A 19,658-nucleotide genomic window follows, 5' to 3' on the forward strand; every position below is an offset into this window, starting at 1 on the left:
GATCCGGAAACACCGAGTTCTCACGGGCGTGATGATCGTCATTTAGCAATCACAGGAGCTGGGATATGATTCCGGAAACGCGTACCGACACGGTTGTACTGATTCATGGCCTGTGGATGACGCCGTTGTCGTGGGAACACTGGGTCACGCGCTACGAGCAGCGCGGCATGCGCGTCATCACGCCGGGGTATCCGGGCGTCCAGCCGGGCACGGCCGGCGTCGAGGCCCTCCGTCGCGATCCGTCGCCGCTGGTGAATCTCGGCGTGCGCGAGATCTTCGATCACCTGGCCCGGACCATCGCGGCGCTCGACACCAAGCCGATCATCATGGGGCATTCGTTCGGCGGCGCGTTCGTCCAGCTTCTTCTCGACGCGGGTTACGGCTCGGCCGGTGTCTCGATCGACGGCGCCGCGGTGAAGGGCGTATGGGCACTGCCGTTCAGCGAGATCAAGGCGACGTTCCCGGTCCTGCGCAATCCGGCCAACCTGCATCGCGCTGTGCCCATTACCGAGAAAGAGTTTCACTACGCATTCACGAACAACCTGAGCCTCGAGGAATCGAAGCGGGTTTACGACCGCTACGCGGTACCCGTGTCGGGGCGCATCCTGTTTCAAGGCGGGTTCGCGAACGTCAACCCGAATGCCCCGACGCGCTACAACTTCGCGAACGGTGATCGCGCGCCGCTGCTCTTTATCGCCGGCGGCAACGACAACATCCTGCCGCCGGCCGTGCAGCGCGAGAATTTCGAAAGGAATGCGAAGGGATCGCGAGCCGTTTCGGCGTACAAACTGTTCGACGGCCGCAGCCACTACACCTGTGGCGAGAAAGGCTGGGAGGAGGTCGCCGATTTCGCGCTCGACTGGGCGCTGGCGCCTGCGGCGGGAGATCTCGGCAAGGGTTGAGTTGCCGGCCAATGGCCCATAAACGGCTATGGCCGTGAATCCGCCTACTCTCGTGCAACAACGGTCTTGGCCAGCTCCGCATCGATGGCGGCGACCAGCGTCGGGTCGTCCGCGGTCGTATCGGGGGAAAAACGCGCGACCACTTCGCCCGTGCGGCTCACGAGAAACTTCTCGAAGTTCCACAGCACCTCGGGCGCCGGGTTCGGTTGAATGCCGTAGCCTTCGAGGCGCGCACGGAACGGGCCGTCGCCGGTCGCCTGCGGCTGCGCCTGGGTGAGCGAGCGATAGAGCGGATGCTTGTCGTCGCCGATCACGGAGATTTTCGAGAACAACGGAAACTTCACGCCGAAAGTGCCGGTGCAGAACGACTGGATCTCCGCATCGGTGCCCGGCTCCTGGCCCTTGAAGTTGTTGGCGGGGAACGCCAGCACTTCGAGACCTTCGGCGCGCTTGCCTTCATAGAGCGCCTCCAGACCTTCGTATTGCGGCGTCAGCCCGCATTTGGACGCCACGTTCACCACCAGCAGCACCTTGCCTTCGTAGGAACGCAGGGTTGTTTGCGCGCCGTCGATGGCGTTGACAGGAATATCGTAAATCGTGCTCATGTCTGCATCCTTCAATTGATCAAATTGATTGGCGAACCGCCGGAATCGCGGTGTATCGCGTTCACTGGAAAATCTTGCACGTCGGTCAGCGAAGGCGCGTTATCGACGCTCGTGATCTGCGCGTAGCGGAGCCCTATCCTACTGGATCGGTCAACTGCTTGCTTGCAGGCGCGGGCCGCAGGGTCAAACAGACGGCCTCGAAAGACACGAGACTTCGATACCCCGGCTGAGCGCTTGCATAAGCACCGCCTTGTTGCCGAGGTATGCCATGTGCGGATGCGGTGCCTGGCGATATCCGAACCTTGGTCAGAATTCGGAACGCTCTACCACCACCTCACTGATTTGAAGCACGGGTTGTATATCCGTGTATTTGGCGATGTCGGCCATGATCTCCTGCGCGTGCGGGTCGCGGGCCGCCTCGAAAGCTTCGACAGACGTGCAGACAAAGTCGCACTTGGCCACGTAGACAGGATCAGTGCCCGGAGCGCCGCCTGCGACGCCCTTGTCCACCGTGTAGTACAGACATGCCGCACCGAGCCGCTGTTTCACCATTGGCATATGCTTCTCGCGGTAGTAAGCATGATCGAATCGCGCGCCTGCCGCGTACGGGTACATGACACTGACTTTGATCATCGGGTTCTCCTGTTGCTGCACGGTAATCGAGGCGCCAACGCGCGCGAGACGACATCGAGGTCGCCAATTTATGGCGTGGCGAAGGCTTTTTGCAGAATCGGCGTACCGCTTCTTCTGATTGTAAGCACGGGCGAACCCGTCTTGCCAGTTTGGTGGCGCTGTGTGTCCAACGATGCGGGAGCCGTTCGGCGATGTCGGATGCTTTGAGGGGCGGCAGTCAGGTGAGGACGCCTTGCAGATAGCTGCCGATCGTCATCACCGACAACCGACCGAATGGGGAAGTTCGAGTCGTCCCGTTTGGACCGCTGATACACTCGGGCGGCCACGGCAACTTTTCGCGGTCACATGGACACGCGCCTCCCCGGAGCGCCAGTACCCGCCCCTCCAATGATGCAGCAATACCTGCAGCTATTCTGATTAGGCTCGGCGCGCAAACCCAAGCCGCGACCTGCGCTTACCCTTTCAAGGATCGCCCGTTACCGACCCGCAGCGGACAATTCCACCGCCCAACTTCGGTCACTCCGACACCAAGAAATTTTGCTGCATCCGGAGAGGCAAGCCATTTGACTGTTGATCTACCTAAAGACTCAACTCGAGTGCTTCATTATTTTTGGCGGCCAGGAAAAGGAAGTCACGGACTGCTTCCAACTGCGAGATAAGGGTCGCTCGACGCGTCTCCAGAACATAGACGTCCCCTTGTGGGGTCCATCTGTAGACGAAGCTAATAGTCTCGTCTTTCCGCTCCACAAGTTCGCAAATTTGATGTGCCAGCTCACATGCGATTTGGTTAAGTATCGCGGGCTCGGCCACTTCCTCTTCGAACTGATCGAACATTGTCCCGAGCAAGGTGTTTGCCCTTTGCCAGAATTTTGAAACGAACAACCATTCCGAAGCGATCCCATCCAGGACAAAAACAGGCTCCTCAATACAACCAGCGACAAAGAAGCGGGAACTCCTGGCGTTCATAGCAACGTTCGAATGGACTATCGATGTCCAATTGTCGGTGATCTGGGCTGCAGCGTCGAGCGACTGCTCGTGGCCGCACTGCGCCCCACGACCAGGCACGCCACTCGCGCACGGCCCACGCCCTCATGCAACAGGCATAACCGACCCACAACGGTCATGCATCGTTCCGGACAGGGGCATTCACTCAAGCAATTGATACGGCCTGACCACGCGAAGCCGCACCGCTACAAATCGGACGAGTAGCTTACTCATAGATCTTGCCTGCCATCAAAATGTCAGCGGCGCGGCGCCAAGGATTTTCCGACGGTATGTAATATTTCAATCCCTTCGTGGACGCATTTGCCCATGCGCACGAGGCCTCCAGGAATGAGCCGATGGAACCATTTTCCCAGCCCAATGCACCACTGGAATAGGGTGATGAAGGCGTGGTTGCTTCGATTTCTGCTTCAGTGAACCAGTCAGTCGCGAGATGCGCCAGAAATTCCACGAAGGAGCGCTCATCGGAAACTTGCTCCAGTGCGTCTCTTAGCTTCGTCGCCATTTCGGTTTTCAACTTGTGTTGTTTGTGTTCCATGCTGCGCCTTTTCTCGACACTTTGAGCAGAGATTGTCACTGATCCGGCGCATAACGTCGAACGTCTCAAAGTGGCCGTCGGCGGCCCTATCCAGGCAGGCCAGGGCACCGTCGATCGCTGATGTTTCCAAGTTGATCGCAGAAGTCCATGGACACCGGACGCAATTGGAGACGGCTCAGCGCAGAAGCGCCGGACTAGACCACGCAGACACCATCTCGTCGTCTGACGTCAGAAGCAGACGAAAATCAGCCCCCGATCTGGCGCTGCATGAGAAAGAACCTCATGTCGTCGCGCCCCTGCATTGAAATCGGTTTCGGATCGCGATTAAAGCCGAGCATTTCATAAAATGGGTATGCTGATTCGCGCGCCGTACACCAGAGCAATAATCCATGCTGTTCGCGGGCATAACGAATGGACAGATTGACCAGAAGACGTCCGAATCCCAGGCCACGCACCGATGGATGGACGGCCATGCCGCGAAGGCGCCACGCTTCAGCGTTCAAAACACCGGCTTGTCCTTCTTGACACACGGACGCCACAGCCACAATACCGTCGTTATCCCGAACGGCAAAATGCATCGTCGTCGGGGCGAAGTCTCCGGGTAGAGCGCTCCCCTCCTCATCTCCGGCCATCAAGATTGCGGCCCTGAGGGGATAGGTTTCTTCCGCACGAACGGCGCAGATGGTAAAGCGCACATCTTGTGAAGTCATCTAATTATCAGCTCGCTTCATGACGCAGATTTTCTTCCGGTTCGCGTTCGGCATACCCACTCGCAAAATTATCAGTTGCCGAACGTTACCAGTAAGGGTAATTTCCTATCCGTTATCTCTTTTTCAATCATACGCTAACTGCGATCACAGATGACGTCAAAAGTCTCGACAGATGCAGAGCTTGCCTACGACGAGATCCGATCGAGGATCTTCGACGGCCGCCTTGCGCCTGGACAGAAAGTATCCCATCGAGGCCTGTCGGACGAACTCGGCTTCGGCCAAATGCCCGTGCGCAGCGCATTGCATTTGCTCGAATCCGAAGGGCTGGTCGTCGTGATCGAAAAGAGTGGGACCTATGTCGCCTCGCCGACAACGAGTGATCTCCGCGAAATTTTTGAAATGCGGCTGGCCCTCGAGAGTACAGCGGCATTTCTTGCAGCCAGGTCGGGCGTAACGGCAGACCTTCGCGACGCAGCAGAGAAAATGCAGGACTTGATTGACCGGGACGTCGCGGACATCATGCTCGAGCAACGTGTCGGCTGGGTCTTTCATCAAGCGTTATTTGCTGCAGCAAGAAACGTGCGAATCTCATCGGCGTATGGTCTATTGCGAGCCCAGACATTAGCGCTAAACGAACTCCCGCGTAGCGACGACGAAACCGTTCGGCGCGGCACGATCGAGCACCTGAAAATCTTTCACGCAATCGAAGCGAACGACGGCGAGCTTGCGCGTCAGCATATGTGGAATCACATCGTTGACGGTACGCCCGCACGGATAAAACTACTAAAGGCGCGGCATGAAAACGAAAAATAAAGGACTTTCCCTCCCGATGCAAATGCTTGGCGGGCTCGTCCTGGGCGTCGCTTGCGGCGTGTTTGCTCCTGGCTTTGCCGGGAAATTGGGCTTTCTCAGCGCGATGTTCGGCCACGCGATCAAGATGGTCGTCATGCCGTTGATCTTCCTGTCGGTCACGGTCGGTGTCTTTCGTGCGGGCCGACTGCGCGAACGGCTTGGCAAGGTCGCACTATCCAGTATCGTCTTCTTCGTCTTGATGACCGGCCTGGCTGCGTCGCTCGGCCTGCTGCTCAACTTTGCATTTCGACCGGGTCTTGGTGCGAGCCTCATTCACTCCGGATCGATGCCCACCGCGCTCGCGTCCAGCATCGACTGGACGAAATTTCTCGTTGATTTAATCCCCGCGAACATCGTCGCTGCGCTCGCTGCAGGGAATTCTCTCCCGGTACTCGTTTTCGGCGTCATTTTCGGTGCGGCCTTGTCGGCTGCCCCGGAACGTGCCGAGCCCGCGATCGCCGTTTTCGAGGCGCTTCTGTCGGGGCTGTTCAAGATGACCCAGTGGGTGATCGCATGGTCGCCGCTCGCGATCTTCGCCGCGATCGCGCAGCTGTTGTCGGCCAAGGGCTTCACCGGCGTGCACTCGCTCGTCGAGCTTCTGGGCGTGGCCTATCTCGGCATGGCGGTGCTGGCGGTGGTACTCACCCTCGTCATTCGCGTCGCCGGCCAGTCGCCTCTCGCCGTTCTCAGGAAGGTGAAGGAACCGCTGATTCTTGGTTTCACGACGCGGTCGTCCGAAATTACCTACCCGTTGCACCTGAAGAAGCTGGTCGAATTCGGCGTTCCCCACGGCGTGGCGTCCACGATCTTGCCGCTCGCCTATATTTTCAATCGCGACGGCGCGGTCCTTTACACGGCCCTTGCGGTCGGCTATCTGGCCGACGCATATCATCTCGCCTGGTCCTGGCCGCTGGTGATCACGATTTTGATTTTGACGATCATCACCATCGACGGCGCAGCCAATGTGCCCTCCGGAGCGATCGTAGCCATCACCATCGTGCTGACGTCGATCGGATTGCCGGCCGATGCGGTGCTGCTGCTGTTGGGCGTCGACGCCTTTTTCGACATGGGGAGAACCGCCCTCAACGTCTACGGGAGCACGGCGGCGGCGGCTGTTGCAGTGAGACTTTCCGGTTCGGAGGACAGTATCGCCGCCGACACCGTGACGCGTCAGGCGAGCGTGTGAGTGCCTTGGAAGCGACGGGCGCAGGGCGCTTCGCTGTTGCGCCCGCCCATTGCAAGGCCCCGGGGCACATCCACTCGAGTATCCGGGTACGGCGAAGAGAACAGGATTGGATGAACGTTCGTTTCCATTGATCTTCAGTTAGCAGAACAACGGATCTTTTGCAGGAGAAACAGTATGGTTGGTTCAGAGTCTGCAGATTATTTCATGCTGCGCCTAGGCACGCCGCATCCGACATGGGCGTTGACTGATGACAGCAACATGATTGCCATTGGCAATTGTGACGGCGTGGTGAGTGCCCTGTTCGAGCTGGATCGCAACCAAATCGCACGGATTAGAGGATTGGGCCAATCGGTGGAGAGAATCAAGTGTATGTGCGACCGCGCTGGCCGGGAGCTGCACTTTTATCTCCATGGCAGACAGGTGTCTCGCGGCGTGTGGGCCGGGGTCGCGTCGGCCGATCCCGACTATCTGCCGACCGCCGCGATGATCGCCACATGGACAGTTCCGAAGAAGCCCTGCGATGCCTTCAATTTTCCGAACGTGAGTGCGCGTCTGGTCGCATCCGTTAGCCCAGCCTAAACTGCGATCACAGATTATTGCGCAAGGTCGAGCCGGAGAAGCCCCGACTTTCGGGGCCGATCGTTTGAGATGCTCGCCTGGCTGCACGCGCACGCCGTTCAGTGTCTTTGGTTCTGGCACACTCAACCTCGGATCGCCAGGACCACTTTGCTGGCCAGTTCACCGGCCAGCGCTTTTCGTTCATGGGTATGCAGTCATCACGCGACGCCCTTTCATCGCGCCGCTCAATCACGAGACTACGCGGAAGCCCGCAAAAAGCATCCCGCCAACACTGCAGCAGTACCTGCGCCGCACGCGACAAGACGTAACGCGTAACGCTCGCCAAGCCCCACGCCCGTCCGCTCCAGGACCGAAAACTCCGCTCTCCTCAATCGCCCGTAAGCGAGTCTCCAGCACCGTCTCGACGGCGTGACCGGAAGTTGCCAGAGTAGTGCCCACCACTTCAAGTAGCGGGGACTACTTTGACAACAGAAGCACCAAAGAGGATTGGCCGCAAAGGCATCCCGAATCACCCACTCGAATTCCGGCGCGAGATGGCCAGGCTGGCATGCGAGCCCGGCGTGTCGGTCGCGCGCCTGGCAATGGAGCACGGCCTGAATGCGAATCTGGTGTTCAAATGGCGCCGTTCGTTGCGGGCCGGCGAATACGATTCGGCTGGACTGCTACCGGTGAAAGTGGAGACGCCGCTTGCCGAGACTACGCCGCTGGTGCCGGTGTCGGCGCCGACCACGATACCGACCGGCGCGATTGAGATCAACGTAGGCAACGCCCATGTCCGCATCGAAGGCGCTCCGGACGAGAGTACGTTGACGCTGGTGCTGCACATGTTGCGCGGCATGCCGGGGATGGCAGCGTGATCGGTTTGCCGAGTCGAACTCGCGTCTGGTTGGCTGCAGGCGTGACCGACATGCGCTGCGGGTTCAACACCCTGGCGGCTAAGGTCCAGACCGTGCTGGAGCGAGATCCGTTCAGCGGGCACGTGTTCGTGTTTCGTGGCCGGCGGGGCGATCTGGTCAAAGTGCTATGGTGGAGCGGCGACGGCATGTGTGTGCTGATGAAACGCCTGGAGCGTGGGCGCTTCATCTGGCCGCGCGCCGATGGCGGCGTGGTCTGCCTGAGTCAGGCCCAGTTATCGATGCTGCTCGAAGGCATCGACTGGCGGCAGCCGGTGCGTACGACCGAGCCGAGTTCGGCGTTGTAAACCTACCGGCGCCCGCGTAAACTGTGGGCATGACCACGGCCAACGCCTATCCGGATGACATCGAAGCGCTCAAAGCCTTGTTGCTTGAGCGCGATGCGCGCATCGGTCATCTGGAAGATCTGGTCGAATCACACGAAGCCGTGGTGGCCACGGGCAAGGCCGAGATCGAGCACCTGAAGCTGTTGATCGCGAAGCTGCGCCGTATGGCATTCGGGCGCAGTTCCGAGAAACTGGATCGCCAGATCGAGCAGCTCGAACTGAAACTGGAAGATCTCGAAGCCGACGAAGGCGCTGCGCCCATCGAGATTCCCAAGGCACCGCGCACGGTACCGGAACAGATACAACGCAAGCCGCTGCCGGAGTATCTGCCGCGCGACATACGAATGTACCTGCCGGAGTCCGACGAAACCTGCACGGCGTGCGGTGGCGAGATGAAGCCGCTCGGCGAAGACGTGTCCGAGCAACTGGAATACGTGGCGGCCAGCTTCCGTGTGATTCGCCATGTTCGACCGAAACTGGCCTGCACCTGTTGCGATCAGATCGCACAGGCGGCAGCGCCAAGCCGCCCCATCGAACGGGGTCAGGCCGGCCCGGGACTACTTGCGCATGTGCTCGTGGCGAAGTTCAACGATCACCTGCCGTTGTACCGCCAGTCGGCGATCTACGCCCGAGAAGGCGTGGAACTGGATCGCTCGTTGCTGGCGAAATGGGTGGGGCACAGTGCCAAGCTACTGCAACCGCTGGTCAATGCGCTGCGCCTGCATGTGATGGCAGCCACGAAGCTGCACGCCGACGATACGCCAGTTCCGGTGCTCGCGCCGGGCAATGGCAAGACGAAAACCGGGCGGCTATGGGTCTATATGCGCGATGACCGGAACTCGGGCGACAAGGCGCCACCGGCAGTCTGGTTCGCCTACACCCCCGATCGCCGTGGCGAGCATCCGCAACAGCATCTGGCCAAGTTCAAGGGGACGCTGCAGGCCGATGCCTATGGCGGCTATCAGAAGATCTACGAGACCGGCAAGGTACTTGAGGCGGCTTGCTGGGCGCATGCCCGGCGCAAGTTCTACGATCTGTATGCGGCGCGGCCCAACGCGCTGAACAAGGAGGCGCTGGAACGCATCGGCGCGCTCTACGAGGTCGAAGAAGCGATCCGGGGCAAACCGCCAGACGAGCGGCAAGCGCACCGGCAGACGAACGCCAAACCATTGCTCGAACAGTTCCATGTGTGGCTGAACGCCGCGCTGGCAACACTCTCGCGCAAATCGGACACGAGTCAGGCCATCCTCTATGCCCTGAACCGGTGGGAAGCATTGACGCGCTACTGTGACGACGGACAATTGGAAATCGACAATCTGCCGGTCGAGCGGGCACTGCGCGGCGTTGCCCTGGGCCGACGAAACTACCTGTTCGCCGGCGCGGATTCCGGCGGTGAACGTGCGGCCGCGATTTACAGCCTGATCGGCACGGCCAAGCTCAATGGTATCGATCCCGAGGCGTACCTGCGTCATGTCCTGGCGCGCATCGCCGATCACCCGATCAACCGAATCGACGAACTGCTGCCCTGGACGGTGCCCCTTCCCACGCCGTGAAGGGATAATGCCACTGATGCCCAGACCTCGGAGATCAGATGGCCAAGTCGTTTCAGCGCTATACCTTGCACGTGCAATTACTGTATATCCAACCGCCTATCTGGCGCCGGATCACAGTCGAAGGACCCGACTCGCTGCGCAAGTTACACCACATTCTGCAAGCAGCCTTCGGATGGGAAAGCACACACATGCACGACTTCCTGATCGACGGCAAAACCTACGCCATGTTCGATGTCGATGCGGCACTAGAGTTCATGGATCGATCGAAGACATTCGACGACCGGAAAACCAAACTGAACAAAGTCCTGCGACCTGACTCGCGCATTCTCTACCGCTATGACTTCGGAGACGGCTGGGATCACCAGATCGTGGTCGAAAGCGTTGAGACGATTGCAGACGAGTCGTGGGGCGAGTCCAGGGTGATCGATGGTGCTCGCGCTTGCCCACCGGAAGACGTCGGCGGTGCGCCAGGGTATGAAACGTTCCTGACCACGTTGCGCGACAGGCCTGACAGCGAAGAAGCGGATAACTATCGTCAATGGGTCGGCCCAGGATTCGACCCGGAGCTATTCGATTTGCGTGCTGCCAACGCCGCGTTGATGCGACTCGCGACCAATCGATGGGGTAATCGATAACTCCGTCACGACGGTGCTGGTGACGCGCTTACAATCGCCCTACGGCGCTCACAGCATCACCGCCCAAGCCGCCGGCTCGCCCCGAGCAATCCCCGGCCGAACAAAATCCGAAACATTCAGCGAAACCGTATCGGCTTTCGCCTTTGAGCGCGTCTTCCGCGCGACTGCCAGGATCGACGTCAAATGCTCGTAAAAGCATTCGAGCTGTCGTGCGTCAGACGCCAGTCGCTCAAGGTCGCACGCCTTCTCGAGAATCAATCGAGCAATATGAAAACGCTGAAGTCCGTGACCGACCCGAATCTGAAACACGACGCCATCGCTGCTATGCGGCACCCCCGCCCACACAAGCGAACTGCAATCCATAAAGCCTCCGAAAAATCCTAATCGTCACACCAATATGCCAGCCATCTCCGACATTGCATATTTGTATTTCAAAATTGTGGCGTTTCACACATTGGCATTTTCGTAAAACTCGAATATTGCGCCGCAGCAAAAGTGTCCGTAGACTGGGTTGACGCGTCCGATGTAGTTGCCCCGCAATTGCCCCACGACGGGAGAGCACGCGATGACGACTTCCTCACCAGCACTGGGCCAAGGCCCCCCTGCGCTCCACGTGTTCCAGCAAGATGGCGGCTGGCACTGGGGCATCACGGTTCCTCGCTCCGCGGGATCCGGCTTCAAACTGATCGCATTCAGTACCGACATCTTTTCCACGGAAGACACTGCCCAACGAGATGGCGATCGGGCGTTGGCCTCCATCGTCGCCGGTGACGTGCATTGAATCCGGCGGATCGAGCCATTGCGCCTTCCTTGAATTTTCACAGTCAACTGCAATACTCCTATCACCCTTCGTTGCGAGACTGCTTACCGCACACGATGACGGACTTCGCCACTTGTCTGACCTACTCGATCGTCAGTGACGATCCAAGCCGGCCGCTCTCTTCCCGCGGCCTCGGTTGCGGTACGTTGCAATCAAGCTCCCGGCGAACCTCACACGAGAAAAATGCGGCACGGAGGCTGCCGCAACCACGCATTGGCGCATCGTGCTCGAAAGCAATCGAGAGACGATCATTGCCGCGGTCAATCGACAGACGTTGCCGAAAGGCAGCCGGCAGACCCTACTCGACCCGTCAGACTTCTCAACCGAGGCCTGCTTGCGGACCGGCATGCCGATAGCAGACAGGAGGCGTTACGTGAACATCCGGAACTTGATGCCCTGCACCCTGGTTCTTGTTGCCCTCCATGCTCACGCGGTAGATATCACCGGCGCAGGCAGCACGTTCGCCGCCCCGATTTATGCAAAGTGGGCAGACGCGTACAAGAAGGCGGGCGGCGGCAAGGTCAACTATCAAGGCATCGGCTCGTCGGGCGGCCTGAAGCAGATCAACGCGAAGACAGTCGATTTTGCCGGTTCGGATGCTCCGCTGAAGGATGACGAGCTCGCGAAGGCAGGCCTGTTCCAGTTCCCGACGGTGGTCGGTGGCGTGGTGCCGGTCGTCAACGTGCCGGGCGTGAAGGCCGGCGAACTGACACTGTCGGGCCCGGTGCTCGGCGACATCTACCTCGGCAAGATCAAGAAGTGGAACGACCCGGCGATCGTCGCGCTGAACCCGAAGGTGAAGCTATCGGACACGGACATCGCCGTGGTTCGCCGTGCCGACGGCTCGGGCACGAGCTTCATCTGGACGAACTACCTGTCGAAGGTCAACGGCGAATGGAAGTCGAAGGTCGGCGAAGGTACGACGGTCAACTGGCCGACGGGCACGGGCGGCAAGGGCAATGACGGCGTGGCCGCGTTCGTGCAGCGCCTGCCGGGCGCGATCGGCTACGTCGAATGGGCGTACGCGAAGAAGAACAACATGGTCTACACCGCGCTGAAGAACTCGACGGGCACGGTGGTCGAGCCGAAGACGGAAACGTTCAAGGCCGCCGCTGCAGGCGCGAACTGGTCGAAGTCGTTCTATCAGATCCTGACGAACGAGCCGGGCAAGGAAGCATGGCCGGTCGTCGGCGCGACGTTCGTGCTTCTGTATGCAACGCAAGAGAAGCCGGCACAAGGTGCGGAAACGCTCAAGTTCTTTGACTGGGCATTCCACAACGGCAACCAGGCCGCCACGGAGTTGGACTACATCTCGCTTCCCGAATCGGTGGTGTCCGAAATCCGCACGCAATGGAAAGCGAAAATCAAGGATGCGTCCGGTAAGCCGATTGCAAACTGAGTAGTCCGGATGAGACGCGCAATCGCCCGCATTCGCCACGCAGCGAAGGAGGACGTCCCTTTGATGACTTTCCGGAAAGTCCGTCACGACCGCCAATCGACGCACATCGCGATGGCGAGCGTGCCTGGTTTAAGCATGGGACGGACGCACTGCCGATCACGTTGCAATCAGCGGACGATTTGAACCATGAGCGAAGAAGTGATTCGCCGCGCCGACGCGTTCCTGAAAGGCTGACGCACATGCCTTGCGAAGCGTGCACGAACATGCGCATGATGTCCGATCCCGTCGCACATCGCGGACTGGTGGAATTGCACAAGCCAACGAAATTGCGACCGTTAGGTCGGCCGGCAATCGTCGTGCGACAGTATCGCTGCCGTCTTTGCACGACGAACTGGCTGGTGGAGTCCGATCCGTTGCAGACTGGCGTCACCGAATGGCTCTGCCTGAATGAGGCGTCGAACATTCTCGCCCCCTCTTCCACGCAACAGCCGAACGACGTGGCAACCGGGCACGTGGGAGAAGCCGGTGTCGGGAACCCGACGTTACCGCTAAGCCCGGCTTATGGCGACGGAGGCAGCGCCATTTTTTTGCGCGCTACGGCAGGTAAGGCGTGATGTTCGTCAACGCACGAGAAACGTACGCCTCCTTCTCCCCGACCGGCGCCACGTAGTGCAGTGCGCTTCGCGCCGCTTCCTCGCCTTCCAGGCGCGCAATGATCCACGCGGCCAGATACGGCGAAGCAAGGCAGCCACCTGCCGTTGCGACGTTGCCTTGAGCGAAGAATGGCTGATTGAGGACTTCGACGCCCGCCTCGACGACCCAGGGTTTGGTTGTGAGGTCCGTGCACGCCGGGATGTTGTCGAGAAGGCCAAGCTTTGCCAGAACCAGCGTGCCCGAACATTGGGCGCCAATCAGTTGCCGGGTCGGATCGAGATTCAGTTGCTGCATCAGCGTCGCGTCGTTGACGACATCCCGGGTTTGAATACCGCTCCCGACGATGACGGCATCCGCCGCGCGTGCGTCCGCCAACGTCGACTGCGCCTGCACGGTCACACCGTTCATCGATGTGACGAATTGCTCCGGGCATGACAGCGTCACCCGCCAGTCGGGCTTCTTGATTCGATTGAGTACGCCCAGCGCGATGAGGGAATCGAGTTCGTTGAAGCCCTGGAAGGTCAGAATCGCGATGTGCATGGGATGCCCTGGCTGTGGTCTGTCGATGCATATTGCCAGATCGGCGCGATGAACGGATTTACGTCGGCGAAAACTTGCGGTTTCGGTTTTGGCCACCGGGACCTGGTCGGAAGGGTGCACGTCGCGTTCTCACATCAGCGCTGCTTTCCGGACCGGCGGTTTATGAAGCGTAGCCTTACCGGGGAATCTCTTTCCGTTTGGCACGGTGGGTTCGGAAAGTCAGCGGATAAGCTGTCCGAAAACCCGAGCCCACACCGCCCGAACGCGTCGCGCGCGGTCTTCGAAGAGATATGACGCCGCAAGCGTAAAGACACCTGAAATTGCCCCCGTCACGATGTGCTCGACATAGGGGATGCGGTAGTGACTCGTGTGCGAGTAGGCGTCACCCAACGTGGTCAGGATGCCAACGACCAGCGCATTGCCGTATCGATGCGCGTAGAGTTTTGACACAGGCGTGAACGTCAGAAGTACAGCCAGGAGTCCAGTCAGCAGACCCGTATGAAATGCGATAGTCCAGTGGGCAAGGCTCGTGATGTTTCCCCAGCTCCCCGGCATGCACGTCATGCACGCACTGGTCGGCTGCCAGAAACGCTGGACAAACAGTCTGACGCGGTGATTCCACTCGGTTGACATGATGCATTCCCATCAATGCCTTCGTCGCGGCCGGAGCCGCCACACGTATCGTTGAGACAGTTTCCGAACACTGTAGCGAGCTCGCCGCCGTCGTCGTCACGGATGGGTCGGCTGTGTGCCGTAGAGACTTGGCAATAACCGGACATGGGGGAATACTACTCCACGATCAGACGGCCGCTGTTTCGATCGAGACCGAAATTTCAACGCTCGAGTCTATCGGGGCGGCGCAGTCCGTGACGCGTAACGAACGAGGTGCTTGTGTGCGAAGTCGCGGGCCGGGATCGACCCGGAGCGGTCCTTTCGTGATTTTGCAAGCGGTCATTCGATCGACCAATTACGTCTTTCGTGGCCAACCACCCGACGATGTCTATAAGCCGTCAAACATAACAAATCCTTTCGTCCACTCGATTTGACCGACTTGGTCCACTTTCCAATAGACTTCCGCAAACACACCGTAAGACAGGAAACCCTTGCCTTTACGGTGAAAGTCGGCAGCATGAATCGACCGGTCTGTCTTGCAGACACCGTCAAAGTGGAATCCTTGTTCAGCAAGGGTCCTTTCGAGTATCCGAGCATCCGATCCAGGAGGGAAACCAGCATTCAATCGGGCGTCAAGTTCAGGCGATGTTCCAAGCCGGCCCATGGTTTTCAACGTTTCCTGTCCGGTCCTGTCCTTAGGCGGGCATGCACCCCAGTAACCACCACTCGCCGTCACGTTTTGCAATAGAGCAGGCGACTCGTCCTGTTCCTGCTTGCAAGCACCGAGACACAGGCAAAGTACAAATGTCACAGCAATCAAAATGGACGAGTGAAGACTGGATCGCATATTTGTGCCACCTCCCCTGTCTCATGCACTTTGTTCTAGTTGTATCTCGATTGTTTGTTGGCGATGTACATTTCCCAGACCCGCGAAAATCGGATTAATTGTTGCCGATCTCCGATACTGTCGATTGACCGCTTCTAGCCGGCCGCTGTCCGACGCGGCCGCCCAAGCACACCCCATTGCTGTAGATCGAGCCGCTGCACCTCGACGGCAAGTGTCAGAGCACAACGGTCACGCGTTCCGAAGATCCGAACGCTTGCCCTCCCTCGACGGGTCGGCTTCAGCAACTGAAAGCCCGGCGCACCTCGCGATTGACCTGACTCCAGCCCCGCACGCAGCACGACTTGCGCCCCCAATGGCAAGCAACGATCAGAGATCTCCGCGCACCTCACCGGTTCCCAGCGCGCTCCGCTGCCGGTTGACTTCCGCCCAAAGCTCATCGCTGTCGTCATTGCGCAGCACGACCATCCAGTCCAGCTGATCGTCAGTCACGTCGAAGTATTCCAGGATTTCCCGGCGAGCCGCGTCGATGAATTGCGCGTATTCCGGGGTTGCCTGGGCCTGCGCGTGCAAGGCGTCGTATTCGGCATCGTCCGCGCCGCCGCCGTGCTCGTCGATATAGCGCGAGATCCACTCGTCTCGTTCGCGGTCGTAGTCCGCCTCCGCGCGCATCGCCTGCAAAGCCGTGTAGAAATCCAATTGGGCAAACGCGGCGATCGCCGCCGTTGTCGCCTCGTCGAATGTAGTCATCATTCCTTCTCTCATGTCGTTCATCGCAGATCATCGCACGGGCCGCACCCCGGCAGGCGCCTTGAGTCCGGACCGCGCGCACATGCCATAATTCGCCCGTTCCCGAGCTACCGGATGCATCGTGTCATACGCGAAATGATTTTGATCAGATCACTTGCCGCCTACCTGTTGCTGGCTGGATGTCTTGCTACAGCACACGCCGAGACGTATCCGCAAGAAGTATCGAGAAACATCGACAAGCTTCAGTCCCAATGTGCCCGCCAGTCCAACGATCCCAAAGCGCCAGCCTGCATCGAATACAAGGCCACGTTGGCCCGCACCGTTCCATCTGTCGTCCAGGCATTGATGCATCAGGAAGAAGTCGCCAATGACAAATGCCGGAACGGCCCGGCACCAAAATTATTGCCTGACGGGCAATATGCTCCGGGCAGCGCCTGCGCACAACGCGAACAGTTGATGAAGACCCTTCACCAGCACGGCTTGTGCTGGGGCCATACGGACATGGATAGCTACCTCCCCGGTTGGGTGATCTGTCATCCCGGTGAATGGCAGTAAGCCCGCACCCATAGCAGGACAGCATTCCGCAAGGCTGCGAAGGGGGATTGCAGGTCCCAGTCTTCGCCGGCGATGCTCGCACCCGCTGCTGCCGCAGCAAGCAGTCGAACTGGTTTCCCGGCAATGCGTCCAGTCTCTCGGTCTGCCTTTGCAGCGCTAATCCTCGCCGCCGTCCTGGCATCAGCAACGGGCTCTTGTCCCAGCGGACTTTCCTGAACCTCCCGTTTCAGCCTGAAACGGTGGTTCTGAAACTTGCGTCGACGGATCGCGATGGGCTTCAGATTCAACCCGACAACGCCACACACTCGAGGTTGCCTTCAGCCGTCGAACCGCCAGCCCTATTCCGTGGCTGGCGAGTCGCATCTCCACGCATCAGGACGGACGTTTCCCGCGGGCACCAGCGGGTTTGCCAGCCGGCTTGCGCGCTCCCGCCGCCGGCTTGTCGGCAGATTTGCCACGCGGCTTCTGCACGCTGAACGGGCTGCCGATGGTGTAGTCCGGTCCGTTACCGGCCGGCTTCGCGTGCGGCGCCGCAGCCTTGCGCTTGTTCTCACCACCTTGCGGACGCGGCTTCTTACCCGCCACCGGCATGGCAGCCGACGCAGCTTGCGGCACTTTGGGCTTCTTCGGCTTTTTGGGTTTCTTGATGATCTGCCCCGTCGCGCTGGTTTCCGGCACGCGGTGTTCGGCCTCGAAACCCGGCTCTTCTTCACGGCGCAGCGTTTGCTTGATCAGTGCTTCGATCGCGGCCAGTTGCGGCGCTTCATCCGCACACACCAGGGACACCGCCACACCACTGGCACCTGCGCGGCCGGTACGGCCGATGCGGTGCACATAGTCTTGCGCCACGATCGGCAGGTCCACGTTGATCACCAGCGGCAGGTCGTCGATATCCAGCCCGCGCGCCGCCACATCGGTGGCCACCAGCATCTGGACTTCGCCCGTCTTGAAGCGCTCCAGCGCACGCAGGCGCGCCGGTTGCGGCTTGTCGCCGTGGATGGTGTCGACCGCATAGCCCGCTTCGTCCAGCATCGCCGCCAGGTAATCCACGCCGTTGCGCGTCTTGACGAATACCAGCGCATGCTCCCACTTGTTCTCGGCCACGAGGTGCATGAAAAGGTCGGGCTTGTTCCGCTTGTCCACCGTCACCACCCACTGCTTGATCTTGCTGGCCGTGGCATTGGGCGGGCTGACGCTGATGTTGACCGGGCTACGCAGAATGGTCGCCGCCATCGCGCGGATGTCGTCGGTAAACGTGGCCGAGAACAGCAGCGTCTGGCGCTGGGCGGGCAGCGCGGCAAAGACGGCGTTGAGTTCGCGCGCAAAGCCGAGATCCAGCATGCGGTCGGCTTCGTCCAGCACCAGCGTCTGCACTTGATCGAACTGCACCGCGTTCTGGCGATTGAGGTCCAGCAAACGGCCCGGCGTGGCCACGAGCACATCCACGCCCTTGCGCAACTTCATCATCTGCGGATTGATGCTCACGCCGCCATAAGCGGCCAGGAATCGCAAATCGAGGCCCTTGCCGTACGCGATGAAGCTTTGCAGCACCTGTTCAGCCAGTTCACGCGTGGGCACCAGCACCAGCACACGTGCGCGGTTGCTGGACACCGCCGGGCCGTGTTGCACCAGCCGCTGCAACAGCGGCAGCGCAAACCCCGCCGTCTTGCCCGTGCCGGTCTGGGCGCCCGCCATCACGTCCTTGCCACCGAGCACGGCAGGAATCGCCTTGGCCTGCACCGGCGTGGGGGCCTGGTAATTGAGGTCCTGCAGGTTACGCAGCAAGGGATCGATCAGGCCGAGCGAGGCAAAAGACATGGACGTATTCCGGACTAAAACCGCAATTCTAGCGGTTGCCGGGCGAATCAAGGCCCACGGCGCCTGGCTGGACGGCGCCGACGGGGAGCGGCGACACGGCCAACCGACAGCCGCCGCTGGCGCGAAGCACGCAAATCACCCCCCTCTTCCCGCATCAAATCGCCTCTCGCAGCCACGCCATTCCTTTGCCCGCCCATCACGGTTCGGGCCACAAGATGCGGGGAAGGCACCTGTCTCGCGCCTCCCGGTTGACGCCGAAGGCCGGTTTGCGTCGCTCGACGCCGCTCGATGACGAAAGCCAGGTGTTAAGCTCGATGCCGACGCGCCGTCGCACATCGACGCGCGCCGAACCCTGCCGCTACGACCACCACGAGCCTCCCATGCCCGTCGCCCCTTCCGTCCTCTCCGCGTTCACGCCGACCGGCAAGCTGCGCGCGTCGATCAACCTCGGCAACCCGATCCTCGCGAACCGCGACCCGGCGACGGGCGAACCGTTCGGCGTGTCGATCGACCTTGCGCGCGCGTTCGCCGAACGCCTGTCGGCCGGGCTGGAACTGGTCGTGTTCGACACCGCCGGCAAATCGGTGCAGGCGCTGACCGACGAGCGTGCCGATTTCGGCTTCTTCGCGGTCGATCCGCTGCGCGGCGAAACGGTCGCGTTCACGGCGCCGTACGTGCTGATCGAAGGGTTCTATCTGGTGCGCGACGCGTCGCCGATCCGCACGAACGCGGACGTCGACCAGCCGGGCAACCGCGTGACCGTTGGCAAGGGCAGCGCCTACGACCTGTTCCTCACGCGCGAACTGAAGGCCGCGCAGATCGTGCGTGCACCCACGTCGCAAGCCGTCGTGCAGACCTTCCTCGAAGAGCAACTGGAAGTGGCCGCAGGCGTGAAGCAGCAGCTCGAGGCCGACGCCGCTAAAACGCCCGGCCTGCGCCTGCTCGACGAGCGGTTCATGGTGATCCGGCAGGCCATGGGCGTGCCGAAGAGCCGTGGGGAAGCTGCCGCGGCGGCACTGAATGCGTTCGTCGAGGAAATGAAGGCGTCAGGCTTCGTCGCGGATTCGCTGCGACGGCATGGCATCACCGGCGCATCCGTCGCGCCGCAAGCGTGATTGCATCGGGTGTAACGCAGCGCGCCGGGACCGCGATTGCCCTGCTCACCAGCCGCCCGGCTTCGCGCGGCCGCTTCGGGTGCGGGAAGTCGCGATCGCTTCCCGCTTTTCCACTC

At 60.4% G+C, this 19,658-nt stretch carries 23 protein-coding genes; 13 read left to right on the plus strand and 10 right to left on the minus strand.

Annotation, left to right across the window (positions count from 1 at the left end; genetic code table 11):
* Positions 1-65: 65 nt before the first annotated feature.
* Positions 66-902, plus strand: coding sequence for an alpha/beta hydrolase (locus tag CFB50_RS33460; RefSeq protein ID WP_089448767.1), 837 nt, complete (start codon positions 66-68; stop codon positions 900-902).
* 44 nt (positions 903-946) lie between these two features.
* Here the strand turns inward: CFB50_RS33460 and CFB50_RS33465 are convergent, their stop codons facing one another.
* The 5 genes from CFB50_RS33465 to CFB50_RS33490 all read right to left on the minus strand — a co-directional run bounded on the left by CFB50_RS33465 (position 947) and on the right by CFB50_RS33490 (position 4,390).
* A complete protein-coding gene (locus tag CFB50_RS33465; protein WP_089448768.1) occupies positions 947-1,507 on the minus strand; it encodes a glutathione peroxidase in 561 nt (186 codons plus the stop codon).
* A 306-nt stretch (positions 1,508-1,813) separates the two neighbouring features.
* Positions 1,814-2,140, minus strand: coding sequence for an EthD family reductase (locus tag CFB50_RS33470; protein WP_089448769.1), 327 nt, complete (start codon positions 2,138-2,140; stop codon positions 1,814-1,816).
* Between the two features lie 579 nt (positions 2,141-2,719).
* Complete coding sequence (locus tag CFB50_RS33480; RefSeq protein WP_089448770.1) at positions 2,720-3,106, minus strand: hypothetical protein; 387 nt, start codon at positions 3,104-3,106, stop codon at positions 2,720-2,722.
* A gap of 244 nt (positions 3,107-3,350) precedes the next feature.
* Positions 3,351-3,680: a DUF7660 family protein gene (locus tag CFB50_RS33485; RefSeq protein WP_089448771.1), complete on the minus strand. Its 330-nt coding sequence runs from the start codon at positions 3,678-3,680 to the stop codon at positions 3,351-3,353.
* A 245-nt stretch (positions 3,681-3,925) separates the two neighbouring features.
* A complete protein-coding gene (locus tag CFB50_RS33490) occupies positions 3,926-4,390 on the minus strand; it encodes a GNAT family N-acetyltransferase (RefSeq protein WP_089448772.1) in 465 nt (154 codons plus the stop codon).
* A 150-nt stretch (positions 4,391-4,540) separates the two neighbouring features.
* Between CFB50_RS33490 and CFB50_RS33495 the strand changes: the two genes are divergently transcribed.
* From CFB50_RS33495 to CFB50_RS33525, 7 genes are all read left to right on the plus strand, one after another.
* A complete protein-coding gene (locus CFB50_RS33495; RefSeq protein WP_089448773.1) occupies positions 4,541-5,203 on the plus strand; it encodes a GntR family transcriptional regulator in 663 nt (220 codons plus the stop codon).
* Positions 5,187-6,428 carry a dicarboxylate/amino acid:cation symporter gene (locus CFB50_RS33500; RefSeq protein WP_166890336.1) on the plus strand — a complete coding sequence of 414 codons (1,242 nt, stop codon included), beginning with the start codon at positions 5,187-5,189 and terminating at the stop codon, positions 6,426-6,428. The genes CFB50_RS33495 and CFB50_RS33500 overlap by 17 nt, the downstream gene beginning before the upstream one ends.
* A gap of 174 nt (positions 6,429-6,602) precedes the next feature.
* Positions 6,603-7,007 (plus strand): hypothetical protein, encoded by a 405-nt coding sequence (locus CFB50_RS33505; protein WP_069249649.1) that lies wholly within the window; start codon positions 6,603-6,605, stop codon positions 7,005-7,007.
* A 461-nt stretch (positions 7,008-7,468) separates the two neighbouring features.
* Positions 7,469-7,864: an IS66-like element accessory protein TnpA gene (gene tnpA / locus CFB50_RS33510; RefSeq protein WP_089445531.1), complete on the plus strand. Its 396-nt coding sequence runs from the start codon at positions 7,469-7,471 to the stop codon at positions 7,862-7,864.
* A complete protein-coding gene (gene tnpB / locus CFB50_RS33515; protein ID WP_089445532.1) occupies positions 7,861-8,208 on the plus strand; it encodes an IS66 family insertion sequence element accessory protein TnpB in 348 nt (115 codons plus the stop codon). Before tnpA ends, tnpB begins: the two co-directional genes overlap by 4 nt.
* Positions 8,209-8,237: 29 nt before the next feature.
* Positions 8,238-9,800, plus strand: a complete 1,563-nt coding sequence (gene tnpC / locus CFB50_RS33520; protein ID WP_089445533.1) for an IS66 family transposase — start codon at positions 8,238-8,240, stop codon at positions 9,798-9,800.
* A 38-nt stretch (positions 9,801-9,838) separates the two neighbouring features.
* Positions 9,839-10,435, plus strand: a complete 597-nt coding sequence (locus CFB50_RS33525; RefSeq protein WP_089445534.1) for a plasmid pRiA4b ORF-3 family protein — start codon at positions 9,839-9,841, stop codon at positions 10,433-10,435.
* Positions 10,436-10,483: 48 nt separating this feature from the next.
* Here CFB50_RS33525 and CFB50_RS33530 read toward each other — a convergent pair whose 3' ends face one another.
* Positions 10,484-10,798: a hypothetical protein gene (locus CFB50_RS33530; protein ID WP_089448775.1), complete on the minus strand. Its 315-nt coding sequence runs from the start codon at positions 10,796-10,798 to the stop codon at positions 10,484-10,486.
* 202 nt (positions 10,799-11,000) lie between these two features.
* Here CFB50_RS33530 and CFB50_RS33535 point away from each other — a divergent pair, with 202 nt between their 5' ends.
* The 3 genes from CFB50_RS33535 (at position 11,001) to CFB50_RS39215 (ending at position 13,268) form a co-directional block, all read left to right on the plus strand.
* Positions 11,001-11,216, plus strand: a complete 216-nt coding sequence (locus CFB50_RS33535; RefSeq protein ID WP_089448776.1) for a hypothetical protein — start codon at positions 11,001-11,003, stop codon at positions 11,214-11,216.
* 430 nt (positions 11,217-11,646) lie between these two features.
* Positions 11,647-12,654 carry a phosphate ABC transporter substrate-binding protein PstS gene (pstS, locus tag CFB50_RS33540; protein WP_089449043.1) on the plus strand — a complete coding sequence of 336 codons (1,008 nt, stop codon included), beginning with the start codon at positions 11,647-11,649 and terminating at the stop codon, positions 12,652-12,654.
* Positions 12,655-12,923: 269 nt separating this feature from the next.
* Positions 12,924-13,268, plus strand: a complete 345-nt coding sequence (locus CFB50_RS39215; RefSeq protein ID WP_144020733.1) for a hypothetical protein — start codon at positions 12,924-12,926, stop codon at positions 13,266-13,268.
* Here the strand turns inward: CFB50_RS39215 and CFB50_RS33545 are convergent.
* The 3 genes from CFB50_RS33545 to CFB50_RS33555 all read right to left on the minus strand — a co-directional run bounded on the left by CFB50_RS33545 (position 13,249) and on the right by CFB50_RS33555 (position 16,057).
* Complete coding sequence (locus CFB50_RS33545) at positions 13,249-13,848, minus strand: DJ-1/PfpI family protein (protein ID WP_069249653.1); 600 nt, start codon at positions 13,846-13,848, stop codon at positions 13,249-13,251. The two genes, CFB50_RS39215 and CFB50_RS33545, sit on opposite strands and share 20 nt — an antisense overlap.
* A 219-nt stretch (positions 13,849-14,067) precedes the next feature.
* Positions 14,068-14,481: a hypothetical protein gene (locus tag CFB50_RS33550; RefSeq protein ID WP_089448777.1), complete on the minus strand. Its 414-nt coding sequence runs from the start codon at positions 14,479-14,481 to the stop codon at positions 14,068-14,070.
* 1,192 nt (positions 14,482-15,673) lie between these two features.
* Positions 15,674-16,057 carry an ATP-dependent protease gene (locus tag CFB50_RS33555; protein WP_089448778.1) on the minus strand — a complete coding sequence of 128 codons (384 nt, stop codon included), beginning with the start codon at positions 16,055-16,057 and terminating at the stop codon, positions 15,674-15,676.
* Positions 16,058-16,168: 111 nt separating this feature from the next.
* Here CFB50_RS33555 and CFB50_RS33560 point away from each other — a divergent pair, with 111 nt between their 5' ends.
* On the plus strand, positions 16,169-16,609 hold the full coding sequence (locus CFB50_RS33560; protein WP_256979387.1) for a hypothetical protein: 441 nt from the start codon (positions 16,169-16,171) through the stop codon (positions 16,607-16,609).
* Between the two features lie 372 nt (positions 16,610-16,981).
* Here CFB50_RS33560 and CFB50_RS33565 read toward each other — a convergent pair whose 3' ends face one another.
* On the minus strand, positions 16,982-18,427 hold the full coding sequence (locus CFB50_RS33565; protein WP_179254266.1) for a DEAD/DEAH box helicase: 1,446 nt from the start codon (positions 18,425-18,427) through the stop codon (positions 16,982-16,984).
* Between the two features lie 380 nt (positions 18,428-18,807).
* On the opposite strand from CFB50_RS33565, the gene CFB50_RS33570 reads away from it, so the two are divergent.
* Positions 18,808-19,542 (plus strand): ABC transporter substrate-binding protein, encoded by a 735-nt coding sequence (locus CFB50_RS33570; RefSeq protein WP_089448780.1) that lies wholly within the window; start codon positions 18,808-18,810, stop codon positions 19,540-19,542.
* Positions 19,543-19,658: the final 116 nt, after the last annotated feature.

It is taken from the genome of Burkholderia sp. AU33423 (assembly GCF_002223135.1).
Lineage (GTDB): Bacteria > Pseudomonadota > Gammaproteobacteria > Burkholderiales > Burkholderiaceae > Burkholderia > Burkholderia lata_D.